The organism is Flammeovirga pectinis (assembly GCF_003970675.1).
GTDB classification, from domain to species: Bacteria; Bacteroidota; Bacteroidia; order Cytophagales; family Flammeovirgaceae; genus Flammeovirga; species Flammeovirga pectinis.
Genome location: NZ_CP034562.1, coordinates 2,472,957 through 2,491,845, shown reverse-complemented (window position 1 = coordinate 2,491,845; position 18,889 = coordinate 2,472,957). Strand labels below are relative to the sequence as shown.

Annotated in this window: 7 protein-coding genes; all 7 read left to right on the top strand. The window is 33.1% G+C overall.

Annotated elements, in window-relative coordinates; translation table 11 throughout:
• Nucleotides 1–114: 114 nt before the first annotated feature.
• Nucleotides 115–1,473: a hypothetical protein gene (locus EI427_RS09855; protein WP_126614133.1), complete on the top strand. Its 1,359-nt coding sequence runs from the start codon at nt 115–117 to the stop codon at nt 1,471–1,473.
• Nucleotides 1,474–1,512: 39 nt separating this feature from the next.
• A complete protein-coding gene (locus tag EI427_RS09850; RefSeq protein WP_126614131.1) occupies nt 1,513–4,668 on the top strand; it encodes an nSTAND1 domain-containing NTPase in 3,156 nt (1,051 codons plus the stop codon).
• 3 nt (nt 4,669–4,671) lie between these two features.
• A complete protein-coding gene (locus tag EI427_RS09845; RefSeq protein WP_126614129.1) occupies nt 4,672–5,745 on the top strand; it encodes a porin family protein in 1,074 nt (357 codons plus the stop codon).
• 15 nt (nt 5,746–5,760) lie between these two features.
• The gene (locus tag EI427_RS09840; RefSeq protein WP_126614127.1) at nt 5,761–6,996 is read left to right on the top strand and encodes a hypothetical protein; all 1,236 of its coding nucleotides are present in this window, start codon (nt 5,761–5,763) and stop codon (nt 6,994–6,996) included.
• Between the two features lie 534 nt (nt 6,997–7,530).
• Nucleotides 7,531–17,211, top strand: coding sequence for an Ig-like domain-containing protein (locus tag EI427_RS09835; protein ID WP_126614125.1), 9,681 nt, complete (start codon nt 7,531–7,533; stop codon nt 17,209–17,211).
• A 75-nt stretch (nt 17,212–17,286) separates the two neighbouring features.
• Nucleotides 17,287–18,093 carry a tRNA 2-thiocytidine(32) synthetase TtcA gene (ttcA, locus tag EI427_RS09830; protein ID WP_126614123.1) on the top strand — a complete coding sequence of 269 codons (807 nt, stop codon included), beginning with the start codon at nt 17,287–17,289 and terminating at the stop codon, nt 18,091–18,093.
• 45 nt (nt 18,094–18,138) lie between these two features.
• A complete protein-coding gene (locus EI427_RS09825; RefSeq protein WP_126614121.1) occupies nt 18,139–18,822 on the top strand; it encodes a Crp/Fnr family transcriptional regulator in 684 nt (227 codons plus the stop codon).
• Nucleotides 18,823–18,889: the final 67 nt, after the last annotated feature.

The following is an 18,889-nucleotide window of genomic DNA, read 5'->3' as shown; positions in this document are numbered from 1 at the left end:
CTATTTTTTTGTTTAACCCTTTATGTTAACGATTGTTTATAAATAATTCACGTTCTTTAAAGCTTATAAGTATAAATTTCATTTTTCAATAAACTAAACACTCATAAAATCCCTATGCATATACAAATTGTGTGTATAGCTTCTGATCCCGTAAATCCTGAAGTAGACCAAGAATTAGGTTATTTAATAGCAGATGCTATTCAAGTATCTCTCAAAGAAATGAGAGCAACTTCTATTACTATGGAAGTAACTTCTGGCATTGAAGCTAACCCAACAGCAGATGCTGTTATTTGGTTACTTGGCGGTGATCTTGATTTGAAAGATGTTTCTCTTAACGAAGGACAAAAAAATTATAAATTATTAGTTGATAGCTTAGGATATCACAATCAGCCACAGTCTTTGCAACCTTTAAAGTCTTATTATCTATCTAAATATGAGACAAGAATTGGAAAGCAGGTTACTTTAACTATTCCTTTAGATGAAGGTTATCGGGTGTATTTTTGGTTAGTGATTTCTGATCTAGCTTTAGATATTTTTGATGAGAAGAACAATAGGGACTATAAAGCAAACGTTTTTCTGGGAGAAGTTACGGATGATCTAAGAATGGAAAGACTTTTGTTAAAAAGAGATTTGAAAGCATATGGTTTTCAAATTTACCCCAAAAGAGACTATTCTTATGATACAGATGAACTTACAAGGTTACAATGGAAAGATCTTGATAATTCATGTATCGCAATTCATCTTGCAGGAGGACGTGAAGGAGTTGATATAGGTCATGAATCTTATTCTTTTCAAGAATGGCAAGAAAAAGTTTCAGAAACATATGTTAAACAGAATAATAATAGAATAAAGAAATTTGTATGGGTACCGCCTGCAATTCGATTTTTTTCAGATAAAAGGAAATTTTATATTGAAAAATTACTGAAGAATATTGATGAGCACGAGCAAACGTATACTTTTAAGACAGATCTAGAGAGGTTCAAGACAATTCTTCATAACGAATTACGTGCAGGCGATAAAGGAGATGATTATGAAGAAATTGATGAATTTTATAAAAAGAAAGTCTACATAATGAGCGATGTTGCCGATACTGAATCTGCAACAGGGTTAGGACAACGTTTGTCTACAATGGGGTTTGGTGTGTTAAGTTTAGGTACCGGTCAAGGTGCTAAAATGATGAGAAGACAGCACCAAAGACATTTACAAATTTGTAATAGCACAATTGTATTTGTAGACAAAGCGCCTGAAGAGTGGATTATTGCTAAACTTCAGGATAATTTAAGAGCATCAGGGCTTGGACGAAAAGAGCCTTTAAATATAAAAGCAGTAGTTACAGCTAATTACAGTACAGCTACTAGGTTAACTAAATTATTAGATGAGAACCCATTATATCACTCAGTTGGTGTATTTACCAATGATGATGTAATGATTTCGGATGATTTACTTAGTTTTTTATCTTCACTTTCAGAATAAAGTTGTAATTTTAACGACTAGCTATTTTTACTCAAATACATGAATTCATTCTCATCCACAAATACAGAAGCACAAAAGCTTATTTTAGGAGCTGATTTTAATCCATTCCCAGGATTGAGACCATTCCGTACGGATGAAACTTTCTTATTTTTTGGTAGAGACGGACAAACCGAAGAAGTTCTTTGGAGATTAGAGAAAAACAGGTTTGTAGCAGCATTAGGAGCCTCTGGTAGTGGTAAATCATCACTTATATATTGTGGTTTAATACCAGCTTTACAAGGTGGTTTTATGGAGAAGCAAGGTTCTTCATGGAATATATCTAGTTCAAGACCAGGAACAGACCCTATTAAGAATCTAGCACTTGCCGTATTAGAGTCTACAAGATCATATAAAGAAAAACCAGACGAAGAAAAGGAATTACTGCTTAATATTGCAATAACAATGTTATTAAGTAGTTCAAAGGGTTTAGTAAACCTTGTTGAACGCCTCCAAGAAGAAGAAGAGGATAATTTCTTAATACTAATAGATCAGTTCGAAGAATTATTTAGGTTCTCAAGATTAGAATCTGAAGATGTTTCTGTAGGAATGGCATCTGCTTTTGTTAAACTTCTAGTAGAAGCAACAAAGCAAAGTAAGGTGCCCATTTTTGTTGTAATGACAATGCGTTCAGATTACATTGGTGATTGTGCTCGTTTCCCTGAACTAACCTATTTAATAAATGAAAGTCATTATCTAATACCTCAAATGACTAGAGAGCAGAAGCAAGAAGCAGTTCTTGGTCCTGTGTCTGTAGGAGGTGCAAAAATTAGTGCCAGATTACTCCAACGCCTTTTAAATGATTTGGGGGATACCCAAGATCAATTACCAATTATGCAACATGCATTGATGCGTACTTGGGAATATTGGAGTGCTCATTCTAATGATAATGAAGGTATTGATGTTCATCATTATGAAGCAATTGGTGGTATGGCTGAGGCTTTATCACAACATGCTGATGAAGCTTACAGAGAATTAACAGAAGAAGAAAAAGTAATTTGTGAAAAACTTTTTAAAGCATTAACGGAAAAAGGTGATGATGGAAGAGGAATTAGGCGTCCTACAAAATTAAAAAAATTAGCTGCAATTGCAGAAACAGAAGAGTTAGTTGTTACGTGTATAGTTGATAGGTTCAGAACTTCTGGTAGAACTCTATTAATGCCAGATCAACGTTTTACAATTGATTCTAATACTGTAATCGATATTTCTCATGAATCTTTAATGCGTGTTTGGATACGCTGCAGAGATTGGGTAGATGAAGAATTTGAGGCAGTAAAGATATATAAGCGACTTTCTGAGGCAGCTTCTTTATATCAACAAGGTAAAGCGAGTTTATGGCGTCCGCCAGATTTATATATTGCTATACAGTGGAGAGAAAGGTTTCAGCCAAACTTATCATGGGCAGTTCAATATGAGCCTTCTTATGAGCGCACGGTAACTTTTCTAAAGACTTCTCAGGAAGAATATGAAGAAGAACAACGTGTAAAAGAACGTTTACAAAAGCGTATAGTAAAGCGTACAAAGGTTATTGCATTAATTTTAGCAGCAGCTACAATTGGAGCAATAATGTTAGTAATATTTGCTCAATTAAAAACTAGAGATGCAGAACTTGCGGCAATAGAAGCCAAAGAATTTGGTGAAAAAGCAAATGAAAGTGCTAAAGCAGCAGAAGATGCATTACTTAAAGCCGAAGCAGAACAGTTAAAAGCAGAAGAGGCCGCTAAAGAAGCGAAATTACAAACGTTACTTGCACAACAGGCAAAAGACTCTGCAGAATACCAGAAAAATAAGGCGATTGAGCAGTCTCGAATTGCAATTTTGGCTCAAAAAGAAGCGGAAATTCAGAAACGAAGTGCGGAACAAGCAAAAGAGGAGGCCGTTGCTTCTGCACAATTAGCAGATCAAAGATCTCAAGAGGCAGAAGAACAAAAACGTGAAGCAGATAATGCGAAAGCATCTGCAGATACTTTACGTTTCCTTTCTATTGCACAAGCATTAGCAGTAAAATCATTACAATTAAAAGATCCAGAACAAAAAGGATTACTTGCTTCACAAGCACACGTGTTTAATGAAGAGTATAGAGGTCTTTCTCCAAACCCTGATGTTTTTCAAGGTCTATATCAAGCAGTAAAAGGGTTTAAAGGGGATGATTTTAACCTTATGAAAGGTCATGATGATTATGTTAGAACATTATATTATGATCAAAATGTTTCTGCTTTGTATTCAGCTGGTTCTGACGGAACTTTAAGGAAATGGGGTGATGAAAGCCTTACGTCGGAAGTCTTGTCAAAAGATAATGGAGTTGTTCGAGGTTTAATAATTTCAAAAGAGAAAAATATAGCTGCAATTTTTACAGAAAGCGGTAAAGTAAATGTATTTTCTTATCCAGATTTCAAACTTATAAAAGAAATTAAAGTTTCTAGTAGAAAGCTATGGACTGGATCATTTGATAAATATGGTGATAGACTTTTTGTAGCAGGGCAAGGAACAACAATTTATTCTGTAGATATGGAATCTTTTGCAGTTTCTGAGTTTGCTAAAGTAAAAAATCAAATTAATAAAATTCTTGTTTCAAATTTAGATGGGAGCCTTTGGGCAATGAACAGTAAGGGTTCTACATCTAAATTCTGTACTGATAATACTTGTACCGAAACGGTTGTTTATGCGGATCAAGGGGTTGCAGGGACAGCATTGGCATTTTCTGAAGATGGTAAAATGGTTGCTCTTGGTTTTGAAGATGGTAAATTAATCCTTTGGGATAGAATAACGGGTTCCGAAATAGATAATTTACAAGGGCACGATACTAGAGTAACTTCACTAAAGTTTGATAATGATAGAAAGCGTTTAGTGAGTACATCTTTAGATGGTTCTGCTCGTATTTGGAATGTTACAATTGGTAAAACTAATGAATCGCCAATTATTCTAAATGATTTAGGTTCATGGGCATCAGAAGCGTCATTTGCCAATCATGGAAATACATTGTATGTAGGAACTTCTGGTCATGAACTTAGAAGGTACGCATTGGATATTCCAACACTGTCTGAAAATGTTTGTTCGTTAATGCCAAGAAAGGAAATGACGGATAAAGAATGGAACAGATATGTAGGTGACGGTATCGAAAATAGAAATGTTTGTAGTGGTGAAAATTTAAATAAATAGCTATTGTATTCAATTAACTTCAATATTACTCAATTAATAAAACTAAGCACACTATTCTTTCTCTCTTTATCTAGTTCAATAATAATTGCTCAAGATTGTGAAGAAGCATTTGTACAAGCTAATGTTTTATATAATGATGGGAAACTCTCTCAAGTTCCTGAAAAAATTAATAGCTGTATAGAACTAGGCTATGAATCAGAATCTAAACAGATTCAAGCCCGTAGGTTGGTTATTCTATCTTACTTATATGCAGATAGATTAGATGAAGCGGAAGAAAACATGCTTTTTCTCTTAAAACAATATCCAGAATATAAACCAGTAAGTGCAGACCCTGCTGAATTAAAAAACTTATACGGCAAATTTAGGTCGCGCCCTATCATGACCTTTGGTTTATTAGGTGGGGTAAGTTATAACCAAGCTCATATTGAACAAACGTTTGGTGTTGGTTCTGAAGAATTACATTCAGCTGTAGAATATGCTCCTAAAGTGAATTTTAAAGTAGGCGTAACTTTTTCGTACTTATTGAATAATCATTTTCAATTAAATCTTGCTCCAACTTATGAAAATGTAGTATTTGAGACTTCTGAAAAGCCGTTAGATTTTTCAACCACAACAATGAAGGAATCTCAATCATGGCTACATGTTCCACTTGTTCTTCGTTGGATGATTACTCAAAAAACACAATTAAAACCATTTATTGGAGTAGGTGGAGGCCTTAGGTATTTATTGTCAGCCTCAATAGAAGGCACTCAATCTTTTGATAATAATGAGATTGCCGATATTGAACCATCACCAATAACTGTAAAAGAGCAACGCAAAGAAATTTTATATGAAGCATACCTACAATTAGGGTTTCAGGTAAAATCAAGAATGACACATTGGACAGTTATGGCATCATATAGTTATGCTTTAGACACGTTTAATAAACCTAATACTAGATATGATAATTCTGAATTGATTTTTAGCTACGGGTTTATTGATAATGATATAAAATTAGACGTTATATCATTGAATGTTAGTTTTTCTTATGATTTTTATAAGCCAAAAATGTATAGGAAATACCGAAAACTTGATTAATCTAATTTGACTTATATGATGAACTTTACTAGAATATTATCAATACTACTTCTTTATCTTCTAACTTCTTGTGAAACAGAAACAACTTATACTCCTGGAGAAACTTTTGTTAAGTTTTATGGAACTGAATCTGCTGAAACGGGAGTAGATGTATTAGCTATATCAAATGGTTTTTTATTATTAGGAAACACAAATTCAACAACATCGACTTCTGCTTTTCTTGTAGAAACAGATATTTATGGGAATGAAATTTCTCAATATATTGTATCTGATACTTCTGCTGCAAATACTGATAATGCTGTAGGGATGGTAAAGCTATCAGAAACTAATGTTGTTATCCTAGCAAATAGAAACGATTCTTTAGGTGTATTAATGTATGTTGATCCTCAATCAGAAAATGCACAAACAGTTTCCACTACGGAAATCCATCCTGGTTATGATCAAGTGGTATTTAATGCTATTGAACTGACGTCTGATGGAGGTGTGATTATCATTGGAGAAGTTAGAAATATGACACCAGGTTCCGGGATTGAACCTCAATGGGATATGATTAGTATTAAATATTCTTCAGCAGGAGCATTAGAGTGGCAAAAAATACAGGGTTTTCAACCTACTGCAAATGACCTTGGTAATTCTATTGTAGAAGGCGATAACCAAAATTATTATTTATTTGGTGCAGTTGATATTAAAAAAGTAAATGATAATAACGAAGAATTTATTTCTTCAGATATGCGAACGGTTAGGGTAAATAGCGTAGGTGATATTGTTTGGGACAAATATTTTGGTTCTGCTAGTAATGAGTTAGGAATTAAAATTTCTTCTTATGCAAATACATTATATGTACTTGGGGATCGTCAGGTATCAGAAACAAATAGGGATATATTATTTTCTAGTTTAGATGAAAATGGAGATGCTGGAGTTTTACAAGAGTTTGGATTAACAGGTATTGATCGAGGAAGAGATATGGCCTTAACAAATGAAGGTGTATATATTGTAGGATCGACAGACTCTTATGGATTAGACGAAGATATATTACTTATGAAAATTTCGTATACTGGTGAGATTTTTTGGCAAAAAACAATTGGTTATGAAGGTCCTGATTATGGTAGGAAGGTTATTGTTCAAAACGACAAATCAATCCTTGTTGTAGGAACAGCGAACTTTGGTAACAATACAAAAATTTGCTTTATAAAGACTGACCCCAATGGGAGTCTATCGTATCAACAGACTCCAGTAGCTACAGAGAATTAAACGAACAATTAGGGTTTACTAGTGACTTTATTAAATGATCTAGTTATTAATAGTTTCATGCTTATTTAAAGAATAATTTTTCAGGGACATCCATATAGGATGATTAATACAACTATTTTTCTATTCCTGCTAGAATGTTACTGTCTATCAAAAAAATGCTCCTAGTAGGTTAATGTATCACTATTTATAAAATAAGAATTCAATAGGAATCCTGTTGAAGGTTATAATTGATAAAAAAAACACTCATGATTTTATACAAATAGTTAAGTATTCATTTTTGATAAGAATTATAAAGAAATTAACCTATAAATTGTTGATTTTAATCATATTACAACTTATTTATGTAATGTTTATTTCAATCTTTATCAAAAAAACAGTGAGTTTTATTGTAACTTATAAATATTGTTAAATAAAATTAGCATAACTATTGTAATAAAGTTACCGTATTAATAGTTAATAAATTTAAATAAAGGAGTTTTAAACAACCTAATAGCCAGCTTTCTTCATTGAGTTAAATCGGATCTCATAAGTACTATGATTAAATTATACAACTTTAAATATATATTAGCTTTACCTCTTTTCTTATTGTGTTTTTGTTTGCAAGCTCAGACATTAATGCACAATAATAATATTAGCGTAAATACAACTTCTCTTGAGTGGACTTTAACAGGGTCAAGTCTTTCTCCAGTTGTTACAGACTTTGAATTATTTGAAAATACTACGGGGCAGACTGCAGGGACTTATTTGACATTGATCACTATAAATAGTGGGACGGAGTATCGAATAATTGCAAATATCTCAACTTTAAAAACAGATACAGATCAATTTAAGTTACAGTTTAATAGTACAGATGCTACTAAAAATTACATTATTGATGAAACAGCTCCTTCAGCCCCTTCATTGTTAAGAATACATGAAGATTTTGATTTAGGGACTAGTAATTCAGATAATATTACAAATATGACTTCATTGTTATTTCAAGTAACAGCAGAAGTAGGAAGTACAATAACTCTTTATGACGGAGGAAGTAATTTAATAGCAATAGGCCCATGTACTGGCACAAATGTTTTTATTGGAGTTGTTGCAGCAGGTACTCAGAATATCCAAGCTTATGCAACAGATATTGCGGGTAATATTTCTTCTGTAACAACAACATCTATTACGGTTGATACAACCGTTCCATCGACACCAAATACTCCAGATTTATTGACAAGTTCAGATAGTGGAACAAGTACAGCAGATGATATCACAAATAGTACTACACCAACATTTACATTAAGTGGACTTACTAATACTACTGGTTTTAAAGTACAATTAGAAAGTGATAAAGATGGAGTTTTAGAGACTGTTTTAATAACAGGAACTTCTCAGGACGTCACTTTAAGTTCTTCTTTGTCTGAAGGTGTACATCAAATATCAGCTAAAATGATTGATGTAGCAGGAAATGAAAGTACTGCATCTTCTAATCTATCTCTAACAATTGATACTACAATTCCAGTTACGCCATCAATTACTTTGAATACGAATTCAGATACAGGAAGAGATAATTCAGATTATAAATCGACTGATTTAACACCAACTTTTACGATAGTTTCTCCAGTTGGAAGTACAATCACCTTATACGAGGGAAGTAATACTAAAGGAACATTAACATCAACAGGTTCTGATCAAATTACATCGTCTATTATTACTTCTGGAGCAGTTTATAATTATACAGTCAAAGTAAATGATATAGCAGGGAATGAGTCTAATGTGTCAAATACTATTGTATATGATTTGAAAAATATAACAATACCTCCTTTAACTTTACCAATTCTAAATGGAGCGTCAGATTCGGGGATAATTGGTGATGGGAAAACCAATAACACTACACCAATATTTAACTTTACTGGTTTGACAAATGTTGATTCAAGAGAAATTATAGTTAATAGTTCTATTGACGGAGAAGTTGGGAGAGAAACAATTACAGGAATAAATAATAATATAACACTTACTACTCTTTCAGAAGGAACACATACTATTAGTTATTTTATAGAAGATGTTTATGGTAATATTTCAACTACAGGTAATCAAGTATTAATTATTGATACTACACCTCCGAGTTTATCAAGTGTTTCTATAGTTTCTGATAATGGTGTAAATTCTGAATTAGTTGAAAATGGAAATACAAGTACACTCTCTTTTACGGCAAATGAATTATTACGTACTACATCTACAGTAGTGTTGGGAGGTCAAAATGCAACTTTATCGAATATCGCGAATGATTATACAGCTAGTTATTTATTTTCAAATCCTGCTAATTATGTTGCTGTTTCATTTTCAATTTCTTTAGAAGATGAAGCAGGTAATTTAGGCACTTCTGTTACATCAACTACAGATGGTTCTCAGAATTACTTTTATCCAGCTTTGACGAATGTTATTACTGCTCCAACTTCTACTCAATTTTGTGATGGGGATTTAGTGAGCTTTACGACACCTTCTTCGAGTGCATCTGGAGGTGCTGGAGGTTATGTTTATAATTGGGAGAGAAGGTTAGGTGCTGGAGGTTATGTTAGTTTGAATTATTCGCACGAGCAGTTAGTTGAAAATACTAATTTATCTGTCGGAACTTATACATATAGAAGATCTGTAGAAAGTGATGGTATAACATTAAATTCTAACACATTCTCTGTTAATGTTATAAACGGTATAAATAATATAATTTCATCACCAGCAGATACCGAATATTGTAATTCTGCAAATGTTGGAGGTGTAACAATTAATACAACTACAGCCTCTGGAGGAACGGGTACTTTTAGTTATCAATGGCAATATGCTATTAATGGTGGCGGATGGATAAATGATGGTACATCGTCTAATTATACAAACTCTGTTATTTTTTCGACAAATGGAAATTACAGTTTCAGAAGGATTGTTAGTTCAGGGGCATGTACATCTATTTCAAATGAGGTTGATGTAGAAATAAATCCTAGTATTTCATCAAATACAATAAATAATATATCTGGAAATACAGTATGCTTAGGAGATGCAATTGTATTAATAGGCTCAATTCCAACAGGAGGAAATGATTCTTATACATATCAATGGTATAGACAAAGAAATGGAGGAAGCTTTAATAGTATTCCTGGAGCAACTTCACAAAGTTATTATAATGCTTCTGTTAGTAACCCAGGTCAATATATCTTTAGAAGAGAAGTAACTTCAGGTAGTTGCACTAGCCCAGAGTTAACTTCAATAATAAATGTTCCTGCATTAATTTCAACATTTAATTTAGAACCCTCAACAACAAGTCATTCTGATATTCAAACTATAGCTGTACCGTTAAATGTAACAGGTTTAGTTTCAGGAGAGACGTTTTATTGCTCGGGACCAGGGGTAGTAAGTACTGGTGCCGGATCTGGAAATAATAATTTTTACCCAAATTTAGCTACTCAAGGAACACACACAATAAATTATCATATTACTGGCAGCGATGGTTGTGAACAAGTTGAAGCTGTTGTTTTTAATATTTATGATGGTTCTAGCGTAATTTCAGTTGGGGCCCAATATTGCGAGGATGACGCTGCTGTAACTTTAACAGTTCCTGTTCAGCCTAGTTTTACAGGTACTGGACCTTACACTTTAGTTAGGTTTGAAGGTGATGGTACATCGGGAATGGCTACACCATCTGGAGCTACTTTTACTCCTGCTGATGTTTTGGCTGCTAACCCATCTGTTTTAGATGGTCAAAATTACTCTACAACTCTAACTGCGGTTTATGAAGATTCTTCAATACCTGTAGTTGAATACTCTGTTTCTCAGTCAGTTATTATTACTAAAAATCATATAGCAAATATAAATTTATCTCAATTAGATTTTTGTGAAGATGATGCCCCATTTTCTGTAGATGCTAATGTAGATGGTGTTTTAAGTTCTTCGGGTGGTGTATTTGATTTAGATGGAGGAGCTTTAGTTTCTAACAATAGTATAATTATCAATCCAAGAAATTTAAGTTTAGGAAGTCATACATTGAGATATACCTATACAGATAATAATATTAATTCTTGCTCTGTAGTAGATGTAATTACATTTAATGTGAATCGTTTACCAACAGTAGGTTACCGTTATGTATCAAGTGGAGATGATGGACATTTTTGTTTTGATGGAGATACTGTTTTTTTACAAGGCATTGCTAATTCAGTTGATGTTACTTCTGGGTCTTTTAGTACTTTAGATGCAGTAGCGTCAGCTTTAATTGATAATAATGATGGAACAGCATACTTTATCCCATCTCAGATGGGATTGGATATTTATGATAGTGATGAAGATTATACGATCACTTTTAGTTATACGGATGGTGTTGGATGTTTAAATGATGCAGATTCTGTTGTCACTATATATGGTTTTGATGAAGTAGGTTTGGCTTTTAGTTCATCTTCTGATTCGGTATGTTACAGTGACGGAGATGTCTTAATTACTCCAATGGAAGGATTGTCTGCTTATGCAGGGAATGGAACTTATACTATTAGTAGTGGAGGATTAACATCAAACATGGATGGAACAGCCTCTTTTAATCCATCTGTAGCATCTGTAGCAGCAGGAGAAACAAGCACAAGTGATTACTCAATGCATATAATTACTTATACTTATGATAATTTAGAAGGATGTTTGTTAAGTATTAATGACACTTTATATGTAAAACCATTGCCTTCAATCCCTTCATTAACAAGTTCGGTACCTTCATATTGCTCAAATGATGTTGCACTAGCACCAATTCAAGTAACAGGAGAGACAGGAGCTTCATTTGTGTGGTATTCTGATGTGGGTTTGACATCTGTAGTAAGTTCATCGAATACGTTAACTCCAAGTAATGCACCGAATGTTTCAGCACTAACTACTGTTAGTTATTATGTAGTACAAACAAATACTGATGTTTGTACAAGTGATCCACTACAAGTTGATATTCTAATATACTCTAAGCCAGTTGCTCCATTATTACATGCAGCAAATCAAACTACATATTGTTCTGGGGAGATAGTGAATAGTTTATCTGTAGCAACTGCAGGTACTAATATTAAATGGTATTCAGATGCTGTTCTTTCTACACAAGTAGGCTTTGGAGACACATTTACACCCGCATTAAATACAAATGTATCTTCAGATTCATCAGTAACTTATTATGTAACAGAGACAACAAATGGCTGTGAAGGTCCGTCAACATTAGTCTCTATTCAAATTTATAAAACACCTAATCCTCCTACGGTCAATTTGCCTGCTGTTATGTGTTCTGGAGGAACTTTATCAAGTTTGACAATTTTATCAGGTACAAATGTACAGTGGTATTCAGATGCATCAGGGAATAATTACTTAGCATCAGGGAATAATTATTTACCTTCTTTTCCTACAGATGTTTTAAATGATTCTACTGTAAGCTATTATGCGACAAGTACAATAAATGGTTGTGAGTCAGTAACTACAGAAGTAAGTATTATAATTAATGCATTACCTGCTTTACCGTCAGTTTCAAATATTACACCTTATTGTGAGGCAGAAATAATTTTACCTATTACAGTTTCAGGAGAAACAGGAGCAACCTACAAATGGTATTCTGATTCAGATTTAACTCTGTTAGCTTCAGTAAATCAGACATTTGATCCCATGAGAGTAGCACCAACTTATTCAACCTTAGATACTCTTAATTATTGGGTAGTTCAAGTAGGAACTGATGGTTGTGAATCATTACCTCAAAAAGTTGATATTCCAGTTTATCCTACACCTATAAAACCTGTAATTGATAATCCGAATCTCACCTATTGTTCTGGAGATATTGTTAATAGTTTATCTGTGTCTACTGCGGGTGCAAATATTAAATGGTATTCGGATGCATTACTCTCTACTCAAGTTGGTTTTGGAGATTCTTTTACACCTGCATTAAATACAAATGTATCTTCAGATTCATCAGTAATATATTATGTAACAGAGACATTAAATGGTTGTGAAAGTCCCTCAACCTTAGTTTCCATTCAAATTTATAAAACACCAGATGTACCTAGCATTAATACTCCTTTAGCAATGTGTTCAGGAGGAACTCTATCAAGTTTAACAATTGCTACAGGAATAAATGTACAATGGTATTCAGATGCAGCAGGCATAAATTATTTAGGATCTGGTAATAATTATTTACCTTCTTTTGCAACAGATGTACTAAATGATTCCACTGTAAGCTATTATGCGACGAGTACAATAAATGGTTGTGAGTCAACAACTACAGAAGTAAGTATTATAATTAATGCATTACCTGCTTCACCTTCTGTTCCAAATATTACACCTTATTGTGAGGCAGAAGTAATTTTACCTATGACAGCTTCAGGAGAAACAGGAGCAACCTACAAATGGTATTCTGATTCAGATCTAACTCTGTTAGCTTCAGTAAATCAGACATTTGATCCTATGAGAGTAGCACCAGCTTATTCGACCTTAGATACTCTTAATTATTGGGTAGTTCAAGTAGGAACAGATGGTTGTGAGTCATTACCTCAAAAAGTTGATATTACAGTTTACCCTACACCTTTAAAACCTGTAATAGATAATCCTAACCCTGTTTATTGTTCTGGAGACATTATTCAAGCAATAAATGTCACAACAGGTTCAAATATTAAATGGTATTCAGATGCGGTATTATCTACTCAAGTTGGTCTTGGTGTCTCATATACTCCTATAGTAAATACAAATGTATCTTCGGATTCTTTAGTTACATATTATGTAACTGAAACAATGAATGGCTGTGAAAGTCCATCAACTTTAATTTCAATTCAAATTTATAAAACTCCTTCTCCTCCTACTTTTAATGCTCCAGCAGCTCTATGTTCAGGTGGAACCTTGTCTATTTTAACAATTGATACAGGTGTAAATGTTCAATGGTATTCAGATGCTTCAGGAGTAAACTATTTAGGATCAGGCAATAACTATCGACCCTCTTTTTCAACAAATGTTCTAAATGATTCTATTGTTAGTTTTTATGCAACAAGTACAATCAATGGTTGCGAATCTCCAACTGCGGCTGTAGATATTATAATTAATGCATTACCAGCAATACCTTCAGTTCCTGATATTACACCTTATTGTGAAGCAGAAACAATTTTACCTATAACTGTTGTAGGTGAAACCGGAGCAACCTTTAAGTGGTATTCTGATATAGATCTTACATCACTAGAGTCAGTAAACCAGACATTTGATCCTGCTAGGGTAGCGCCAACCTATTCGACTCTAGATACTCTTAATTATTGGGTAGTTCAAGTAGGAACAGATGGTTGTGAATCATTACCTCAAAAAGTTGATATCCCAGTTTACCCTACACCTACAAAACCAATAATAGATAATTCAAACCCTATATATTGTTCTGGTGATGTTATTCAACCAATAACTGTCATAGCTGGTATAAATATAAAATGGTATGATGATGTTGCGTTAACAAGTATAGTTTCCACAACTACTTCTTTTACCCCTCCAGATCCAAATAGTTCTTCGGACTTCAGTCAAAAATATTTTGTAACTCAAACAGTTAATGGTTGTGAAAGTGATACTACTCAAGTAACATTTGTTGTTAATAAAACCCCCGGTAATCCTAGTGTTACAGCTACGCTTAATTATTGTTCAGGAGATGTATTACAACCAATGATTGTAACAGGGTTAGTAGATGATATTACTTGGTATAGTGATGCGTCTTTAACCAATACTGTAGGTACTACAAATACATTTACGCCTACTGATAATACCGTGGTTACTGCAGAAACAACGTATACTTATTATGTAACTGATACTCACTTAGGTTGTGAAGGAAGTGCAACTCAATTAAATATTGTGGTACACCCATTGCCAGTATTTGATCTGTTTGGGATTGAAGATGGAGATGTATTTTGTAAATCAGATAATAATCCATTAATTATTACAACTGTTTCTGGTGGAGTTTTAACATCTCCGACAGGTGCTTTAATACGAACTAATAATGAAGTTGTATTAGAAAATTCTCCTTTAGGAGTTCAAACAATAAGATATACATATACTAATGAAAATGGATGTTTAGATTTTATTGAAAGGTCGTTTACAATAGTTGATGTACCTGTTACGGCATTTGGATACGATGTATTTTGTGATACTAGAACTGTAGAATTTAGAGATGAATCTGTTTTACAAGATTCTACGAATATAATTAGTTGGCAATATGATTTTGGGGTAGGAGAATCTTCAGTGACTTTAACGGATTCACTTACAGCAGCAAGCTATCAATATACATTTAATACAGCAGGTTTTAAAACTGTAGTATTAACTGTCATCACAAACCAAGGTTGTTCGGAAATATCCTCTACAGAAACGATATTCATAGGTACGCCTCCTGAGGTAGCTTTTGAATGGAGTGTTTCTGAATTTGGAGCAGATATGCTTTTTATGGAAACATCAATGGCTAATGAAATAGATACATTATCAGTTTGGCAGTGGGATTTTGGAGATGGTACAATTGAAATTATTGATGCTCTAACAAACGTAACTGGAGCTACAAGACACCGTTATTCTCAAGTAGGTGAATATGATGTAGAATTAATGGTAACTACCACAAAGGGGTGTTCTAAAATTCTTACAGAAAAAGTATATGTACTTCCAAGAGTTTCATTAATTTCTGAAGATGATGAATATATAGAAAATTTCAACTCTTCAGATGGTGATTGGGTACATCGAGGTGATTCATCAAGTTGGGATTATGGTATTGCAAGCGGAACAGATCTAATGACTGAAACAAATGCGTGGGTAACAAATTTATCATCTAATTACCATTTTAATGAGCATTCATTCCTATATACTCCTTCTTTTGATATATCTGGCTTGTCTCGACCAATGATAACTTTTGATATGCAATTTGATATGGAAACAGATGTAGATGGTTTAACATTACAGTACTCTCTAGATTCAGGTCAAACATGGAATATCTTAGGAAGTGTGGACGACCCTATAAATTGGTATAACAGTGAGGATGTAAGTATTAATCCAGGTAATCAACTATTACTTTCAGGAGATAACCCAATTGGTTGGTCAGGTAGTACAGTAGAAGAAGGAGCGATTTTTAGAGAGTTTAAATCCATCCGTCATAGCTTAGATCAATTTATAGGACAAGAGCATTTACAATTTAGGTTTGCATTTCGTTCAAATTCAGCCTTGGTACATGAGGGTGTTGTAATTGATAATGTATTTATAGGTAATCGTAAAAAAGTGGTTGTTTTAGAATCAATGACAAATGCGGGACAACTGTCAGATTCAAGGTCATTCCCTAGATTAGATTCTGTTTTAAACTACCTAAGTGAAGATGCTTTTGCTATTAATTATCATATAAAATTAAGTGGATATTCAGACTCTCTAAATACTGATAATCCTGAACCTTCAAGTGGTAGAAAGTTTTATTATGGGATAACAGATGCTCCTAATACTATTGTAGATGGTAATAGTTTTCAAGGACATACAGATGATTTTATTGATAATTATCAGAATTATATTGCTACTCGTGCTTTATTAGATCCTGAATTTGATATAAGTTTACAATTACCTTCTATTGGTAGTACTAATGAAATTGAAATTACGATCACAGCTAATACCGAATTCTCTTCTGATGAAACGGAAATAGTTGTTCATCTAGTAACAGTAGAAAGAGAAATATTTGGAATCGAAGTAAGCAGAGGTTTGTCAACTCATACAGATGTAATGAAGTCTATGAGTCCAGCACCAGGAGCAGAAGGAACAAGTTTTGTGGGTAGAAGTTGGGTAACTGGTAGTTCAGAAACATTTACGGTAGAATGGGATAACCCACAAGTTTATGATACAGACCAAGCAGAAGTAATAGCTTTCGTACAGAATAATCTTACTAAAGAGATATATCAGGCAATACGTTTAAATGTATCTGCATTAACTTCTTCTGACCCTATTTTGTCAATTAACCCTTCAGATAAGATAGAATGGGAGGTATATCCAAATCCATCTTCTGATATAGTTAATATTTCGGCTCCATTATCATTAATTGATTGTTCTTATATCGTTTCTAATACCAATGGTAAAAAGATTTTGGAAGACAGGTTTACAGGAAATACATATTCTATAGATGTCAATTCATTACCGACAGGAGTATATATTGTACAGCATTTTCAAGGCGATGAAATTATTGGACAGCCATTAAAATTTGTTGTCGTTAAGTAATTATATATAATCATTTAGTTTTTCCACATGGGTTGAAAGAATCTTTCTTGTACCTTTGTGGAAAATTTATTTAAAATGACAGCAGAATTCACTCCCGAGCAAGTAAAATTACAGAAACGTTTACACCGTAACGTCTGGAAAGCTATCGATGATTATAATTTAATTGAAGATGGTGACAAGATTATGGTTTGCCTTTCTGGTGGTAAAGATAGTTATACAATGCTTAACATATTATTACATGTTCAGCATACAAAAAAATATGATTTTGAAATAGTTGCTGTCAACTTAGATCAAAAACAACCAGGTTTTCCAGAACATATATTACCAGAATATTTAGATGGATTAGGGGTAAACTATAAAATCTTAAATAAAGATACCTACTCAATTGTTACAGAAAAGTTAGAAGAAGGTAAAACAATGTGTAGTTTATGTTCTCGTTTACGAAGAGGAACATTGTATACTGCAGCTTCTGAAATGGGTATTACAAAAATAGCATTAGGTCATCATAGAGAAGACATCATTGAGACCTTCCTATTAAATATGTTTTTTAGTGGTAAGTTGGAAGCAATGCCTCCTATTTACAAAACAGACGATCAAAAGCATATCGTAATTCGCCCTCTGGCTTATTGCAAAGAAAAAGATATAGAAGAATATTCTGAGCTTAAACAATTTCCTATTATTCCTTGCAACTTATGTGGTTCACAACCTAAATTACAAAGGCAAATGGTAAAAGGGATGCTGAAAGATTGGGAAGTTAATTATCCGAATAGAACAGAAGTGATTTTTAATGCAATCAAAAATGTATCACCTTCACATTTGATGGATAAAGAATTATACGATTATAATCTCTTTAAAATGTTAGAACCACCTGTTAAGTCTTAAAAACTAATAGCCTGGAGTTTTATTTACACCTTTCTTCTTATTATTATGGAAACACTCTGGCACATGCATAATTTTGATTTGTACTCAATTTTATGCCCAACAAAAATCAATAGTTACTTTAAAAACAATGGTCTTCTTTTTAAAAAAGGAGAAGTTATTTATTTCCCAGAAGATACAGAACAAAAGCTATATCTAGTGAGTAAAGGGAAAGTAAAACTGTGTAAATACAATCAAGAAGGAGAGGAGATAGTTAAACTTTTATTAACCAAAGGTGAAATTTTTGGTGAAAAAGTACTTTTAGGTCAAAGCGAAAGAGAAGAATATGCTATAGCTGAAGGCGATAATACAGCATTATGCTTACTATCTATTGATAAAATGAGACAATTGATGAGAGATAATGAACGGTTTGGTTTGTTTATCTACAAATTGATTGGTTTACGAGTAAAAAAAATAGAAAGGCGATTAGAAATTCTTGTTTGCAAAGATGCTGAAGAACGGTTAATAGAATTTATCAAGGATATATTTGAGGAGAATTTTAAAGATAATGAAATTGTAAAACATCATTATTCTCAGAATGATATGGCTAAATTAATTGGTACGTCCCGAGAGACTGTATCTAAATTAATGAGCAAGTATAAGAAACAAGGCATAATAGACTACACTCGAACTAGTATTACATTAAAAAATAAAGAAGAACTCCTTTCTTATTTACAACAAGAAAATCAATAGAAAAATATACTTTTTGCATTAAAACATGAAATTTAAAAATGTATAAAATACAATTTTAAACTACTTA

Coding starts and splice junctions, on each gene's coding strand:
- EI427_RS09855 (WP_126614133.1), top strand. CDS start 115: ATGCATATACAAATTGTGTGTATAGCTTCTGATCCCGTAAATCCTGAA.
- EI427_RS09850 (WP_126614131.1), top strand. CDS start 1,513: ATGAATTCATTCTCATCCACAAATACAGAAGCACAAAAGCTTATTTTA.
- EI427_RS09840 (WP_126614127.1), top strand. CDS start 5,761: ATGATGAACTTTACTAGAATATTATCAATACTACTTCTTTATCTTCTA.
- EI427_RS09835 (WP_126614125.1), top strand. CDS start 7,531: ATGATTAAATTATACAACTTTAAATATATATTAGCTTTACCTCTTTTC.
- ttcA (WP_126614123.1), top strand. CDS start 17,287: ATGACAGCAGAATTCACTCCCGAGCAAGTAAAATTACAGAAACGTTTA.
- EI427_RS09825 (WP_126614121.1), top strand. CDS start 18,139: ATGGAAACACTCTGGCACATGCATAATTTTGATTTGTACTCAATTTTA.